Source organism: Sphingomonas flavida, assembly GCF_036663655.1.
Lineage (GTDB): Bacteria > Pseudomonadota > Alphaproteobacteria > Sphingomonadales > Sphingomonadaceae > Sphingomonas.
In genome coordinates this window covers 19,945-35,376 of sequence record NZ_JAXOJH010000014.1, presented here as the reverse complement: position 1 = coordinate 35,376, position 15,432 = coordinate 19,945, and the positions used below count along the sequence as shown (strand labels likewise).

General features: G+C 66.2%; 9 protein-coding genes and 1 pseudogene. 8 read left to right on the top strand and 2 right to left on the bottom strand.

What is annotated here, in order from left to right; all coding sequences use genetic code 11:
• The first annotated feature begins 57 nt into the window (after positions 1 to 57).
• Complete coding sequence (locus U1703_RS14795; protein WP_332786287.1) at positions 58 to 1,185, top strand: glycosyltransferase; 1,128 nt, start codon at positions 58 to 60, stop codon at positions 1,183 to 1,185.
• Positions 1,178 to 2,473, top strand: coding sequence for a glycosyltransferase (locus U1703_RS14790; RefSeq protein WP_332786286.1), 1,296 nt, complete (start codon positions 1,178 to 1,180; stop codon positions 2,471 to 2,473). Before U1703_RS14795 ends, U1703_RS14790 begins: the two co-directional genes overlap by 8 nt.
• Here the strand turns inward: U1703_RS14790 and U1703_RS14785 are convergent.
• Positions 2,397 to 3,626 carry a glycosyltransferase family 4 protein gene (locus U1703_RS14785; protein WP_332786285.1) on the bottom strand — a complete coding sequence of 410 codons (1,230 nt, stop codon included), beginning with the start codon at positions 3,624 to 3,626 and terminating at the stop codon, positions 2,397 to 2,399. The genes U1703_RS14790 and U1703_RS14785 overlap by 77 nt on opposite strands.
• Between U1703_RS14785 and U1703_RS14780 the strand changes: the two genes are divergently transcribed.
• Both U1703_RS14780 and U1703_RS14775 read left to right on the top strand, forming a co-directional pair.
• Positions 3,613 to 6,078 carry an amino acid adenylation domain-containing protein gene (locus U1703_RS14780; RefSeq protein WP_332786284.1) on the top strand — a complete coding sequence of 822 codons (2,466 nt, stop codon included), beginning with the start codon at positions 3,613 to 3,615 and terminating at the stop codon, positions 6,076 to 6,078. The two genes, U1703_RS14785 and U1703_RS14780, sit on opposite strands and share 14 nt — an antisense overlap.
• A gap of 3 nt (positions 6,079 to 6,081) precedes the next feature.
• Positions 6,082 to 6,372, top strand: a pseudogene (locus tag U1703_RS14775) (transposase family protein); the annotation flags it as partial.
• A gap of 83 nt (positions 6,373 to 6,455) precedes the next feature.
• On the opposite strand, the gene U1703_RS14770 reads toward U1703_RS14775, so the two are convergent.
• Positions 6,456 to 8,849 carry a TonB-dependent receptor gene (locus tag U1703_RS14770; RefSeq protein ID WP_332786283.1) on the bottom strand — a complete coding sequence of 798 codons (2,394 nt, stop codon included), beginning with the start codon at positions 8,847 to 8,849 and terminating at the stop codon, positions 6,456 to 6,458.
• A gap of 187 nt (positions 8,850 to 9,036) precedes the next feature.
• Between U1703_RS14770 and U1703_RS14765 the strand changes: the two genes are divergently transcribed.
• The 4 genes from U1703_RS14765 (at position 9,037) to U1703_RS14750 (ending at position 15,422) form a co-directional block, all read left to right on the top strand.
• Positions 9,037 to 10,809 (top strand): arylsulfatase, encoded by a 1,773-nt coding sequence (locus U1703_RS14765; protein ID WP_332786282.1) that lies wholly within the window; start codon positions 9,037 to 9,039, stop codon positions 10,807 to 10,809.
• A gap of 8 nt (positions 10,810 to 10,817) precedes the next feature.
• The gene (locus tag U1703_RS14760) at positions 10,818 to 11,681 is read left to right on the top strand and encodes an SUMF1/EgtB/PvdO family nonheme iron enzyme (protein ID WP_332786281.1); all 864 of its coding nucleotides are present in this window, start codon (positions 10,818 to 10,820) and stop codon (positions 11,679 to 11,681) included.
• A gap of 180 nt (positions 11,682 to 11,861) precedes the next feature.
• Complete coding sequence (locus tag U1703_RS14755) at positions 11,862 to 12,818, top strand: LysR family transcriptional regulator (protein WP_332786280.1); 957 nt, start codon at positions 11,862 to 11,864, stop codon at positions 12,816 to 12,818.
• 285 nt (positions 12,819 to 13,103) lie between these two features.
• On the top strand, positions 13,104 to 15,422 hold the full coding sequence (locus U1703_RS14750) for a TonB-dependent siderophore receptor (RefSeq protein WP_332786279.1): 2,319 nt from the start codon (positions 13,104 to 13,106) through the stop codon (positions 15,420 to 15,422).
• Positions 15,423 to 15,432 lie beyond the last annotated feature (10 nt).

The window sequence follows — 15,432 nt, the reverse complement described above, 5'->3', positions numbered from 1 at the left end:
TGCCCCGCCCTTCCCGCCGCTAGATCGATCGACAGCCACCATCGCTTCGGGGACCGGATGAAGATTCTTCACATTGCCGAGTCCGCACAGGGCGGCGTCGGCACCTATCTCACCGAAATCCTGTCCGATCAGGCGCGCCGTTTCGGCGAGGCGAACGTTCGCGCACTGGTGCCCGCGCAACATGCGGCGCATCTGAGCGGCGTCGACCGCCGCCTGCTCGTCACCTGGCAACGGCGCGAGCGGTCCGCGTTCAGCATCCTGAAGCTGGCGGCGGCGATCCGGCGGCAGATCGCACAGTTCAGGCCGACGGTCGTCCATGTCCATTCCAGCGTCGCGGGCGGCGTCCTGCGGCTGATGTACGGATGGGGGAAACGCCCTCCCTTCCGCATCGTCTATTGCCCGCACGGCTGGGCGTTCGACCGCAGTTCGTCGGGGATGAAGCGACGTCTGATCGAACGGATCGAGCGCGATCTGGCGCCCCGCGCCGACCGCATCGTCCTGATCTCGGAACATGAACAGCGCGAAGGGCTGCGCATCGGCATCGCGGCCGAACGCATGACGCTGGTGCTGAACGGTATCGCCGACCTGCACAGCGACCGGCCCGCGCGATGGGTGGACGAGCGGGTGCGCGTCCTGTTCGTCGGTCGGCTCGATACGCAAAAGGGGTTCGACACCCTGCTCGACGCAGTCGCCCCAATCCAGGATCGCGTGACCGTGCGCGTTATCGGCAAGGCGGTGGCCGGGCCCGCCAGCACGCCGCGCCCCCATACGCCGCAGATCGAATATCTTGGCTGGCGATCTTTGTCGGAGGTCGCGACAGAGATCGCCGCCGCCGACGTCGTCGCCATCCCGTCGCGCTGGGAGGGGTTCGGCCTCGTCGCACTGGAGGCGATGTGCGGATCGTGCGCGGTCGTGGCGTCGGCCGTCGGCGGCCTGCGTGAAATCATAGTCGATGGCGTTACCGGCTATCTGGTTCCCCCCGACAGTCCCGAGCGGCTGATGCGCGCCCTTTCCCGGCATGACCGCGCGACTTGGCAGGCCATGGGCCGTGCCGGGCGCCTGCGCTACGAAGAGAAGTTCACCGCGCGTCGCATGAACGCCGAACTTGCCACCCTCTATGCCGACCTGTCTTCGCCCCCCGCCGCCGATCCGCAATATGATCCCGGAACGCCAGCGCTTGCGTAGCGGCAGGGTCGTCCTCCTGTCCGATTATATCGGTGGCGAGGGTCCGGGCAGCGGCGGGGCGGGCCATGCCGCGCTCGACAGCTATCGCGCGCTGCGTGCCGCCGGGGCGGATGTCCGCGCCGTCGCGGGTTTCGGCGGTGGCGGGGGGATCGCAGCGGACCGCTTCGCCTCCCTAGGCGGCGGCGACCTGCGCGCGGGAGGTGCCGGGGACATGCTGCGCGCGATCTGGAATCCCGCCGCACAGGCGGCGCTGGCAGGGGAACTCGCCGATGCCGACCCCGACACGACGCTGATCATCCTTCACCAATGGACGCGCTACCTGTCACCGGCGGCGTTGCGCGTCGTCGGCCGCTTTCCGGCAATGATCTACATGCACGATTACTTCTGGCCCTGTCCCAACGGCCTGTATTACGACTTCCAGCAAGCGCAGCCCTGCACGCGGCGGCCGATGCATGCGGCCTGCCTGACTGCGAATTGCGATCGCCAGGGCCGTGTCCAGAAACTGGGCCGCGTCGCCCGGCAGGCGGTGCGCCAGATTGCCACCCATGGCGATCCCGGCCGACGGCTGTTCCTCCACCTCTCCGAACATGCGCAGCGGACTGCGGCGCCGCTGCTCCAGGGCGAGCGCCACGCCATCCTGTACAACCCGCTGCCGCTCGGCGAGGCATGGCCACCACCGCCTCGCCCCCGGCACGACATCGGCTATTTCGGTCGGCTGGAAAGCGACAAGGGTATCGCCCCCTTGATCGACGCGATCGTCGCGGGCGGTCACACCGGCCTGTTCGTCGGCGAGGGCGCTCTGCAACCCCGCCTTGCGCAGACATCGGGCATCACCCACCATCCGTGGCAACCGCGTGACGCGATGGCGGGGGCGATGCGGTCGTGCGGGGTCGTGGTGCTGCCCTCGCTATGGAACGAGACATGGGGCCTGATCGTGCCGGAGGCGATGGCCGCCGGCGTGCCGGTGCTGGTATCGCAACGCGCGGGATCGGCCGAGTTGATCCGACGCTTCGGCGGTGGCCAGACATTCGATCCGGGGCGGCCAGGCGATCTGGCCGCGAAACTGACCGGAATGCTCGGCACGCCGCCCGTGCCGACCCGGCAACACGACGCTCTGCGCGCCTTCCTGTCGCCCGAACGACATGCGGCGCGCATCATGCAACTGGCCGAAAGCCAGTTCGGCCTCGACCTGCGCGACACCGCGCGCCGGGTCAGCGCGCGGGCTTCGCCGTCGCCAACAGCGTCTCCAGAATCGCCGCCAGCCTGCCCCCCGCCGCCGCCCAGGTGAACGTCGCCGCCCGCGCCCGGCCCGCCGCGATCTTCGCCGCGCGCCATTCGGGCCGCGCCAGCGTCAGCACGGCACGCTCCCACTCAGCGGCATCGTCCATGCCCGCATAGACGATCGCGTCGCGGCATATTTCGGGAATTGCCCCGGCGGGCGCCGCCACCACCGGACAGTCGCACAGCATCGCCTCAACCGGCGGCAGGCCGAACCCCTCGGTCCGCGACGGATAGAGCAGGCAATGCGCCCCTTCGTACAGCGCGCGCAGCCCCGCATCGTCCACCCCGCCGACGAAGACGGTTCCGGCAGGCGGATGCAGCCCCGCCGCTTCCAGCGTCGCGCGCGACGGTCCGATCACGACCAGCGGCAGGTCGATCCGCCCCCGCGCATAGGCCGCGAAGACCACCGCGACGTTCTTGTAATCCGCGACCGACCCGAACATCAGCGTATAGGCCCCCGGCACCAGTCGATGCGTCGTGAGCACGCCGGGGTCGGCCGCCGTCTCCAGAATATGGTCCGCGCCATTGTGCAGCACCTGCGTGATCGCCGCCGGCGCGATACCGAACGTCGCCAGGCTGTCGCGCGCATAGTCCGACACGGTCAGCACCACTCGGCTCGACGAAGCGCCGCGCGGCACCAGCAGCCGATATCCCCAGCGCAGCTTCGCCGAATAACTTTCGGGTGACAGGCGAAATTGCGCGTCATGCACCATGGTCAGCTTTGCGCCGTGCAGCCCCGGCGCCAGGTTGGCGAAGCTCGCCAGTACGCCGGTCCGCGCCGCGAACGGCAGGATCGCCTGTTCCCACAACTGGCTGTGTCCCAGCCGCTGCGGCACCGGCACGATCCGGGCGAAGGCCGGTGCCCAGGTGGGCCGCGCAGGCAGCAGCAGCCGCATGTCCCAGTCGGCAGGCGCTTCCCCAGCCACCGCCAGCGCATCCAGTTCGCGCAGCAGGCGGTCGGCGACGCGATGCACGCCGTTGGTGCCGCCCGCATAGAATTTTCCATTGAAGAACAGGCGTGCGGATATCGGCATGATGGTCGTGTAGCCATCGCGATCCCGCCACCATGCATCATTCGACGTATCGCGCCGCTGGCGATCCGCCATCAGCGTGGCGATGCGTGAGCCGATACGGCCGCGCGGGACGATGGGGGGCCCCATGCAACATGACGAGACGACGGCATCGACCGACACCGCCGGCTGGCGTTCGATTCCGCAGGTGTTCGCGGATCATGCCCGCCGCGACCCCGATACGCTGGCGGTCGAAGCGAACGGCGAGCGGCGCAGCTATGCCGAACTGGCGGCGCGGGTCGAGACATTTGCCGCTCGGCTCGGCACGGGTGCCCCGGAGCGGCTGATCGGGGTGTGCCTCGCCCGCGACGTCGACCTGCCCGCCTGGCTGCTCGCGATCCTGTGGGTCGGTGCGGCCTATCTGCCGATCGATCCGACGATCCCCCCTGCCCGGCTGGCCCCCATGCTGGAGGATGCGCAACCCGTGCTGATCGTCGCGAGCCGCCGCCATGCGCATGTCGTCGCCGATGTCGGCGTACTGGTCCTGATCGCGGAGGACGCGGGGACCGCTTCCGCGCCGCCCCCGCTCGCCACGATCACGGCGCGACACCTTGCCTATGTCATCTTCACCTCGGGCTCGACCGGCCGACCGAAGGGGGTGGAGATCGAACATGGTTCGCTCGTCGCACTGATGGCGACGATGGCGGTCAGCCCCGGCTTCGCGCGCGGCGAACGGATGCTCGGCCTCACTCGGGTCAGTTTCGACCTGTCGGTGCCCGACATGTTCCTGCCCTTCTTCACCGGCGGATCGCTGGCGCTGGTGGAGCAGGCGGTCGCGGCCGATCCCGAACGACTCGCCGCGGCCTTCGCGCAGTATCGCCCCGACCTCGCGCAGGGGACGCCGTCGACGTGGCGCGCGCTTCTGGAGCATGGCTGGACCGGCCTGCCGGGCCTGCGCATCCTGGCCGGCGGAGAGACGATGACCCGCGCGCTCGCCGACCGGCTGCTCCCCTGCTGCGGCGCGCTGTGGAATATTTATGGGCCGACCGAAACCACCGTCTGGTCGACCGCCTGCCGTGTCGAACCCGGTACGGGCCCCATACCCATTGGCTGGCCGCTGACCGGCATCGCGGTGCAGGTCGCGGACGACATGCTCGCGCCGGTCGCCGATGGCGTGGTGGGGGAGATCGTGATCGGCGGCGCAGGCGTCGCGCGCGGCTATCGCCACCGGCCCGAACTGACCGCAGAGCGGTTCGTCCGCCTGGCCGACGGCAGCCGTGCCTATCGCACCGGCGACCTCGGCCGCGTCGATGCCACCGGCGCGCTCTTTTGCCTCGGACGGCTGGACGATCAGGTCAAGGTTCGCGGGTTTCGCATCGAACTGGGCGATGTCGAGGCGGCGCTGGCACTCCATCCCGGCATCGCGTGGAGCGCGGTGCGCGTCTGGACCGATCCGTCCGGCGAACCGACGCTGGTCGGCTATGTCGTGCCTTGCGCAGGCACGGTTCTCGATACGCGCACGGTGAAGGCGTTCCTCGCCAGCCGCCTTGCCGCCTATATGATCCCCGACCGGATCGTCAGCGCGGCAGCGATGCCGCTGACCCCGAACGGCAAGGTCGATCGCGCCGCCTTGCCCAATCCCTTTACCACGGCCGCCGCCGCGACGCCGGTCGCGGACAGCGTCACCGCCCGCCTTGCTGCGATCTGGAGCGCATTGCTCGGCATCTCCGATGTTGCCGATGATGACGATTTCTTCGACCTCGGCGGCTATTCGCTGATGACGGTGCGGCTCGCCCGGCGGATCGAGGCGGACTTCGGCGTACGGCTCGCGCCGATCGAGCTGTTGCGCCATGCCACGCTGGCTGCGATGGCCGCGCGCATCGTGCAAGGCGAGGTCCCTGGGGCGGCGACGATGCTGCTCAACGCCGGTGGATCGCGCCCGCCGCTGTTCTGGCTAGACGCCGGGCCCCTCATGCGGACGATGGCGCGTGGACTCTCCACCGACCAGCCCTGCCTCGCGCTCAACACCGATGCGGCGGACGAGGCGGCGCTGGGCACGGGCGAGCTCTCGATACCGGCGATCGCCACGCGGCTGAAGCGGCGGCTGATGGCCGAGCAACCGGTTGGCCCTTATTATATTGGCGGCTGGTGCCGCTGGGGGATCGTCGCGCTCGAACTCGCCGCGCAACTGATCGCGGCGGGCGAGAGCGTCGCGTTGTTGGTCCTACTGGATGCCGAGCGGCCCGGCCACCGGCCCCGCCCCGGCCTGCGCACCCGCGTCGCGCGCCTGCTGCGCCGCCATGTGCCCGACGAAGCGACAAGTTTCAGCCAGCGGGTCGAACTGGCGACGCACGGCTATCGCCCCGCCCGTTATCCGGGCGATGTGCTGCTGCTGCGCCCCGCCGACAGCATCGGCGATGCCGGTTGGGGTGCCATTGTCGACGGCACCCTGCTGATCGAGCGGACGCCAGGCGATCACATCACGATGGTGCGCGGCACCCCCGTGCTGACGCTGGCCGCCACGCTCGACGAAGCGCTGTATTCCGCGCAGCAGCGCTGGGCCGAACCGGCCCGTTCGGTCGAGGCGGTCCGCATGCGTTGAGCCGGAGCGGCAGCGCTGCTCGACGACGTGCCCGACGCGCAGTCGCTACTTGCCGATCGCCGCTAGGACGCCGACTGGTTCAGGGATGCTCTGCAAGCCAAAGGCATCCAGCCCTGCATCCCAGGCCGGCGATCACGCAACGAGCCGGTTAGATACGACAAGCGGTGTTATCGAAGACGAAGCCGCATCGAGATCCTGTTCAGCCGCCTGAAAGACTGACGCCGCGTCACAACCCGCTACGATCACTGCCCTACCGCCATCACCCTCGCTCCCGCCGTCATATTCTGTTTTTAACCAACGAGCCCCCACCATAATTTTCATAGACTCAAATGAACGCGGCTTTTATTGCAATAGAGTTACTTTGTGATTGATATTTTCTACCATTTGGTTCGGAGTGTAAGACCGTAGGTGCGAGGATCTCCTAATGTGGCGGTAACGGCGCCTGTGTTATTGGCCGACAAGGACAGATAATAGGTCGAGTTCGTAATGTTCCGTCCCCAGAACTGGATGTCATATCGGCCATCGTCCGCTCTGATCCCGAATCTCAGGTTGACCAGCGCATAGGCCGGAATATCCGAATAGCGGCTCAGGCTGGCAGTGCTATTCGTCGCGGAGCGGTAGCTGTAATCCGAGCCTGCATAGACTCCGGCGCTGTGACCGAAGTTGACGCCGAGGGGCGCGCGGACCTCGCCCCCGGCCGAGGCGGCCCAGCGGGAGACGCCGGGCAGGCGCTGCCCACTCAAATCGCATACTGTCCGCCCCGTGATCTCGATCGGGCACGGTGCGTTGGCATAGGAGATGTAGCGGGCATCGTCATAGGTGCCCGATCCGTAGAGCGTCAGCCAGCGCGTCGGCGAGGCGCGCAGGTCCGCCTCGATGCCGCGGGTCCGTACCTTGGCGGCGTTGGTGAAGAAGCTCACGCCGTTGCGCTCCACGTCGACGATCGTCGTCTGATAATCTTTGACGTCAGTCCAGAAGGCCGCGACGTTCGCGGTGACCCGACCGTCCACCCAGGTCGTCTTGGCGCCAACTTCGTAACTGTCGATCGTCTCTGGACGAATGACGGGATTGGCGGCGAACTGGCCGGTGGTGGTGATGTTGGCAAGGTTGAGCCCACCGAATTTGTTGCCCCGCGCATAGGTTGCATAGGCAAGGACCGGTGCGGCGACCTTCCAAGACAAGGTCGCCTGGCCCGATAGTCGCCCGGCTTCGGTCCGCGCGGTGTAGAAATTCCGCACGCCATAGCGGGCGCGGATCGCCTGGGCCGCCACCTGTTGCGCCGCCGTCAGCCCAGCGAGCGATGCGCCGGTCGCGTCCTGATCGAAATAACCGGACTTGGTTTCGTAAGTATAGCGCAGGCCGGTCGTCAGATCGACGGCATCGGTGATGTGCCATATCGTCTGGGCGAAGGCGGCATAGCTGTCGGTGACGGGGCGTGAATGGCTGACGACGTCGTAGCCGTTCAGCGCGGCCGCGCCGACGGCCGTATTGGTGGTCGGAGGTAGAAACCAGTCGGCCGCGCGGCTGCCATAGCGGTTGACGGCCTCCGCCTCGATCGACTGATAGAGGTAATAGAGGCCTGCCACATAATCGACACGCCGCGCGCCATTGGAGGCGATGCGCAGTTCCTGGCTGACCTGACGCTGCTCGTTGCTCTGATGGAAATCCGCCCCTGCGTCGATGCTGGTGCCGTCGCCGTCATTATGGGGATACCAGTTCCAGGCCCGGTAGGCCGTGACCGACGTCAGCGTGGCGGGGCCGATATCCCAGTCCGTGGTGACGTTCACCCCGTGCTGGTTCATTCGGTAACGCGGATTGGCGTCGGTATCGGTCGTCCGCAACTCCGGGTTCGCCACGACCGGCGTATAGCCCAGCCGCACGGATCGGTCGTAATAGTTGTTCGCGAACAGGGCGCCGTTGTCGTAATTCCGAATGGCTCCAAGCAGGATGCTCCCGGCCGTGAAGCTGCTCTGCCGTCCCCAATCGCCGATAATCCGCAGGGTCAGCGTGTCGGTCGGTTTGTAGAGCAGCTGGCCACGCAGGTTCAGGTCGTGAAAGTCCTGACCAAGGCGCCCGTCGAACCGGTTCAGGGTAAAGCCGTCGCGATCGGTCTTCGACACGAACAGCCGCGCCGCCAGATGCTGCGACAACGGCCCCGAGACATAGGCATGGAGCTGGCGGAAATCGTAATTGCCCAGACTGGCATCGCCGCCCGCCTGCCAGTCGAATGTCGGCTGCCTGGTCGTCACCACTACCGCACCCGCCGAGGTGTTCTTGCCGAACAGCGTGCCCTGCGGCCCGCGCAGCACCTCGATCCGCTCGAGATCGGCGAGGTCGAACACGGTCTGGCCCGGTCGTGCAAGATAGACGCCGTCAAGATAGACGCCCACTGCCGGCTCCAGTCCGTCATTATAGACCGCGACATTGTTGCCCAGGCCGCGAATATTGATGCTGGTGTTGCGGGGATTGGTGTTGGTGACGACCAGGCTGGGGGTCAGTTGCTGCAGGTCGCGCAGGTTGAAGGTGCGGGTCGACTCGATCTGGGCCGCTCCGAAGGCGTTGATGGCAATCGGTACGTCCTGGCTTCTTTCCGTCCGGCGGCGTGCGGTGACCAGGACATCCTCGCTCGCACCACTATCCGGCACCGCAGCGGCCGTTGCCCTGCCCTCCCCGTTGGCGGCCAGCATGTCCTGTGCGGCGGCGGGCGTGGCCAGCACGACCGCACCGGCGAGCAACAGGGCGCGGCGGCGATGGGCTCTCGAAATCGGCATGGACATTCTCTCATGGCGGGGACGGACATGCGGCAGAGACCGCCCGCCTAGGGCTATGAAAGGACGTTCATGAAACGAACGAAGGAATTCCTATCGATCTAGTAGGCAAATTATCATTGTCGCCACGGTGCCAACCTTTATCCCGAGCGTGCGACCGCGCGCATGGTCGCCGACAATGGGAACAGACATGATCGGTGTGAGATTTCTGACGGTGGCCGCGTCGGCCCTGATCGCGGCCACTCCCGCTCTCGCCGCTCCGCCAGCATCAACCTCGGCTGCGGGCGAAGCGCAAAAGGCACCGAATGATGCGCCGAATTTCCTGATCATCGTCGCCGATGATCTCGGTTGGTCGGATCTGGGTGCCTTCGGGGGCGAGATCGCGACACCCAATCTCGACGCGCTCGCCCTGTCGGGGGTGCGCTTCACCGGTTTCCACACCGCGCCGACCTGTTCGCCCACCCGCTCGATGCTGATGAGCGGCGTGGACAATCATGAAGCGGGTCTGGGTACGATGGCCGAGCTGCTCGGTCCTGCGACGCGGGGGCAGCCGGGCTATGAAGGATATTTGAACGACCGGGTCGCCTCCATCGCCGAGCTGCTGCGCGCGGGCGGCTATGCGACGTTGATGGCGGGCAAGTGGCATCTTGGCCTGACGCCCGAGCGCGAGCCCGCCGCACGGGGGTTCGAACACAGCTTCGCCCTTCTGCAAGGCCTGTCGAACCATTTCGGCGCGGATCAGGACGAGGCTTGGACCAAGGCTGGGCTGGCGCCGAGTTACCGCGACGACGGCAAACCCGCCACATTGCCCAAGGGTCAGTATTCGGCGGATTATTTCGCCAGCCGCCTGATCGGTTATCTCGACGCGTCAGCCAAGGCCGGCGATCGCCGCCCCTTCTTCGCCTATCTGCCCTTCACGACGCCGCACTGGCCGCTCCAGGCGCCAGCGGAGACGATCGCCAAGTATAAAGGACGCTATGACGCAGGCTATGAGGCGCTGCGTGCCGAGCGACTGGCCCGGCAAAAGGCACTGGGCCTGGTACCGGCCGACGCCGTGCCGCACAGCGTCGAGCTGGCAAGGCCCTGGGCTTCGCTCAGCGCGGATGAACGGGCTGTCGAGGCGCGAAAGATGGAGGTCTATGCCGCCATGGTGGATCGCATGGACCAGAATGTCGGCCGGGTGATCACCGCGCTGAAGGCGCAAGGCCGCTATGACAACACGATCATCCTGTTCTTTGCCGATAACGGCCCGGAGGGGAATGTGATCGAAGCGCCCAGCCCCCGCTTCAAGGTCGGCTCGCCCGATGCCGCCCTGCCCCCGGCGCAGGCGCTCGGCATCGACAACAGCCTGGACAATATCGGCAAGCCGACCAGCTATGTCGGCTATGGTCCGGGCTGGGCCCAGGCCAATTCGGTGCCGTCCTGGCTGGTGAAGGGCTATACGACCGAGGGGGGCATCCGGGTGAGCGCCTTCGCGGCGGGACGCGGGGTGAAGGGCGGCGGACGGATCGCCAATGCCAATCTGGATGTGCGTGATGTCGCGCCGACCCTGCTCGACTATGCGGGCCTGCGTCAACCGAGCCGGTTCGCGGGCCATGCCATCCTGCCCCATGAAGGACACAGCCTGCGCCCGGTGCTGGCCGCCAGTGCTGACGGCATCCGATCCGCCGACGAAACGCTGGGCTACGAATTGTTCTTCCGTCGGGCGCTTCGCCAGGGGGATTGGAAAGCCGTCTTCCTGCCCAAGCCGACCAATCGCTACACGCGCGGCGGGGTCAGCACCGGGCGTTGGCAACTCTTCAACGTTGCTCGCGATCCGGGTGAAACCCATGATCTCTCCGCCGTCGAACCGAAGCGACTTGCCGACCTAGTCAAGGCCTACGACCTGTATGCCAAGGCCAAGGGGGTCGTACCGCTACCGGCCGACGCAGGGGCTGCGCCTGCTCCGGCGGCCCGACCATGAGGATCAGGATGGCGCTGCTGTTGGCGCTGGCCGCGTCCGGCGCGCTGGGCGCGCGAGCGCCGCAGCCCGGGCATCGCTGTCTTGCCAAGGATGCCATCGTCACCATCGCCGAGGGCGTCGTGCTGCTCGGCGAGGATGGCACGGATCGACCCGGGCGACCGGTCCGCGTGGCGGCATTCCGGATCGACGCGCATGAAGTGACCAACCACCAGTTCGGGGCCTTCGTGGCGGCAACCGGATATCGGACACAGGCCGAACGCCAGGGCGCATCTGCCCTGTTCGTCGCGCCGACCGAGCCGGTTTCCCTCGACAATGCCGCGCGCTGGTGGCGGTGGACGAAGGGTGCGGATTGGCGTCATCCCAGGGGACCCGGCAGTGACCTTACCGGCCGCGCGGACGAGCCGGTCGTCCATATCGATCGCGACGACGCCGCAGCCTATGCCCGCTGGGCTGGAGGGACCCTGCCCACAACCCAACAGTGGGAGCGTGCGGCGCGCGGCAATCAGAATGCCACCCGCGACCCGGTCGACTGGGCGTTCGATCACGGCAAGCCACGTGCCAATGTCTGGGAAGGCGTCTTCCCCATGCGCGACACGGCCCAAGACGGCTATGCCGGGATCGCGCCGGTGGGATGCTTCGAGGCGAACGACCTGGGGCTTTACGACATGGTCGGCAATGTCTGGGAATGGGTCGCAGGCGATCAGAATATCGGCTTGATCAAGGGTGGTAGCTACCTCTGCGCGATGAATTACTGCGCCAACTTTCGACCGGCCGCCTATCAGGCACAGGAACACGACCTTCCGACTTCCCATATTGGGTTCCGCGTCGCTTATCCTATCAAAGGTCGGCAGCGCGGGTGGGCCTTGCACTAATATTGAATCCATACCGGGACGTTCGGCCGACAATCTGCGGTTCGCGAAACCGGCAGCCGCTCAGATGTTGCCGATATGTTATCGGGGTGTCAGGCTGCTGAGCGCCTTGGGTCGGCAGGCAAGATATGGGGCCGCCAGAAGGTGGCCGAGGTTTCGTGGGCGCGAATGTGAGGTGGGGATTTGAGTGATCCATCGTCGTTGACGGAAGGGCGCAGTCGGCTGCGGCGCCTGAACATTAATTTGCTCTATGCACTGGATGCGCTGCTACATACGCCATCGCTGACGGCGGCGGCACATTCGATCGCGATCAGCCAGCCGGCGATGAGCGCAAAGCTGCGCCAGCTACGCGAGCATTTCGGGGATGAACTGGTCCTGTTTGGCGAGCGGCGCCAGCTGACGGCACTCGGCGAGGCGCTGCAGCAGCGCGTTGGGCGGTTGCTGCTTGAGGTGGATGACACGTTCAACCTCACGCTGGCGTTCGATCCGGCGACCGCGCGTCAGACCGTGACGGTAACCGCGCCCGAGGTCGTCGAGCTGATGTTCTTCAGCCGCATCGTTCCGCGACTGCGAGCGGTGGCCCCAGATATCACGTTGAAGATGACGCCCTTTGTCCACGGCTCTGCACAGCGTCTCTTCGACCGGGGGGTCGATGTCGCGATCGTTCCGGAGTCGATGGCCGATCCCGGTCTGTGTGCCCTGCCGCTGATCGACCACGCACCGGCCGCTCTCGTTTGTGCGTCGCATCCGCTCGCCAACCGCCGCATCAGCAGGGAGGAGTTCCTGGCCGCTTTCCATGCGGCGGTCCATGAGGAGATGGAGCGCGCGATCTTTGGCGACTTCGCCGCCGACAGTCCATTCGCGCAGCGACGCGTCGCGATACGCACCGGGCTTCATTCGATGCTGCCTGCGCTGGCACTCGGATCGGACCTCATCGTCACGACCAGCAACTGGTTCGCCCAACATCAGGCGGCGATTTTGCCGGTGGTCATCCCCGACCTGGATTTTGCGCGTCCGTCTAGCGGCCTTGTCGCCCAATGGCAGCCCTATCGCGATAAGGAACCCGTCATCCGCTGGCTGGTCGCCGAACTGAAACGCGGGGCAACCGGGATCGGCCAGCCGATCGACGTGGCGTTATAGGGGCATAACCAATTACAATTTGATGACGCTCCGGGGTGGGCGCAAGTTTCGTTTCGTCGAGGAACAGGATCGCAGCGGAGCCAAGCTCCGCGACAATCAGCGGCCGGCTTCGACACCGCAGAGTGAACCGTCGACGGACCAGGGCCGACGACGATCGACCGTTCCGCCGGGTGGCGGGACTTTTAGTCATGGCTGTGATGCGTCGCATGTGTGACGCGCATCCGACACGGTGTCCGCATGGGCATGGGAGCGCGTAGCCGTGGTGCCGCAAGAGGGGGGTATTACATGGTCCGTCGTCGTGCAGAATTGGGTATCCGGGGTGCCGCGATGGCATTGATGCCCATGCTCGCTTTGGGAGCGCCACAGGCGTCGTTCGCGCAAGGCCAGCGTATCTCGCTTCCCGCTATGCCGCTGGATGAGGCGCTGGCGCGGATCCGGCAGCAGACCGGTTCGACGATCGAAGCCGATCCCGATGCGATCCGCGGGTTGACCGCCAGGCCGGTCGCTACAGCGCGCGATGCGATGGCGGCCGTCCGGCAGGCGACGCGTGGCCTCAGGGTCACGGTCAGCCGGGGTGCCGAGGGCAATATCCTCGTCCTCAACGACATCGTCGTCGTCGCGCATCGCGACGAGGCGGAAACCAATGTCATGGTGCGTAGCACGACCACCTCGACGCGCACCGGCGAATCGCTGCGGAACCAGCCGCGCAACGTCCAGGTCCTGTCCGCCAAGCTGCTGGCGGAACAACAGGCACAGAGCCTGCCCGATGCGCTGCGCAATGCGGGCGGCGTCACGGTCAACGCGGCGACTGTGCAGGGCGGCGTCGGCTATACGGTACGGGGCATGTCGACAGGCGGTGCGGTGAACGGCCTGCCGACCCCGTCCAGCAGCAGCTTTGCCGCTGGCAGCACCCAGCCGATCGCGAATGTCGAGCGGCTGGAGGTGCTGAAGGGCCCCGACGCCATCCTGCTTGGTGGCGACAGCCTGGGCGGGACGGTCAACATCGTCACCAAGAAACCCAGCGTCGACGAACGGCTCTATGTCTCCAGCGAGATCGGGTCGTTCGGGTCGGTGCGCGGCACCGTCGATGCGAACCGCTCGATCTCCGCCGACGACAGCATCAGCGCGCGCGTCATCGCGACCGCCGCCACCGCCGATCGCAACTTCGGCGGCTATCGCGGCAACGAGGATTATCTCTTCGCGCCGTCGATCCGGTACAAGAAGGACGGCACCGACATCATCCTGGGGATCACGGCGGGCAACCAGATCTTCGGCATGGTGCCCTATACGCTCTATGACACCACGAAGAAGGCACCGGTCCCGATCGCCGACGGCGTGCCGCTGGTCGGCGGGCGGAAGCAATATTCGCAGATCAAAAGCACCATCTACGACGCGCAGGTCAGCCAGGCGGTCGGCAACTGGCTGACCGTGGTCGGGCATTGGCAGCATCAGAACACCGATCTGTTCATCAGCCAATACTCGCCTTTCGCGCTGCTCGCCCCGAACCTGCTGCTCATCAGCAGCAGCGGCGTGAAGCAGCAGGGCACGAACGACGCGGTCGACGGCTATGCCCGAATCGCGGTCAAGACCGGCCCGGTCGAGCACAAGCTGGTGGCGGGTGCGATGGCGACGCGTTTCGACTCGTCCGCCGACGCCACCAATTCGGGTTCGATGTTTCCCTATAATTACGTCACCGAGACCCCGGCCCTTCGCGCCCTGCCCACCACCTATTTCCGGCAGAGCAGCGGCGTCGGCACGCAGACATCCTATTACGGGCAATATCTCGTGAAATACTGGAAGCTCGCCTTCCTTGCCAGTGTGCGCAGCACATCGTCCGACGCCATCTCGAACATCCGCAACCGCCCGAGCGCACGCTATACGTCGAACAACGCCGTCACGCCCAGCTATGGCGCGGTGGTCGAAGTGACGGACACATTCTCGGTCTATGGCTCCCTCGCCTTCGGCTTCATCCCCAGCTACCAATATGACCGGTCTCTCAACCTGCTGCCCGATACGCGGACGCGCAATGCCGAGACGGGGATCAAGCTGGATCTGTTGGACAAGCGTGTCCTGCTGAACGCATCCTGGTTCCGTCTGAGCCAGAGCAACTTCAAGGTTCCCGACCCGCTCAACCGGCTCTATTTCATCAACCTTCCCGCGCAACTGGCACAAGGCGTCGATGTCAGCATTTCCGGCGAGCCTTTGAAGGGATTGCTGGTCAGCGGATCTTTCACTCGGACCGAATATTCCATGCTGACCGCGGGCAACAGCTCGCTGGGCAGTACCGTGGTGCTCCAGCCGCGCGACCAGTACAGCGCCTATGCCTCCTACAAGCACAAGGTCGCCGACGACGTGACCGCGGGGCTGGGCGCGGGCGTCTATGGACGGTCGAGCGCGGCGATCGACATGGCGGGGCAATACTGGATCGGCCCGGCAGTGCAGACCGATCTCAACACCTTCCTGACGGTGGGCAAGCTGGACTTCAACTTCGGCATTCGCAACCTGTTCGACCGCAAGAATTATCAGCCTACGATCGCCACCACCTACGTCCCGCTCGGTGAGCCGCGCACCTGGCGTCTGACCGTCGGTTATCGTTTCCGTTGACGAAGGCACT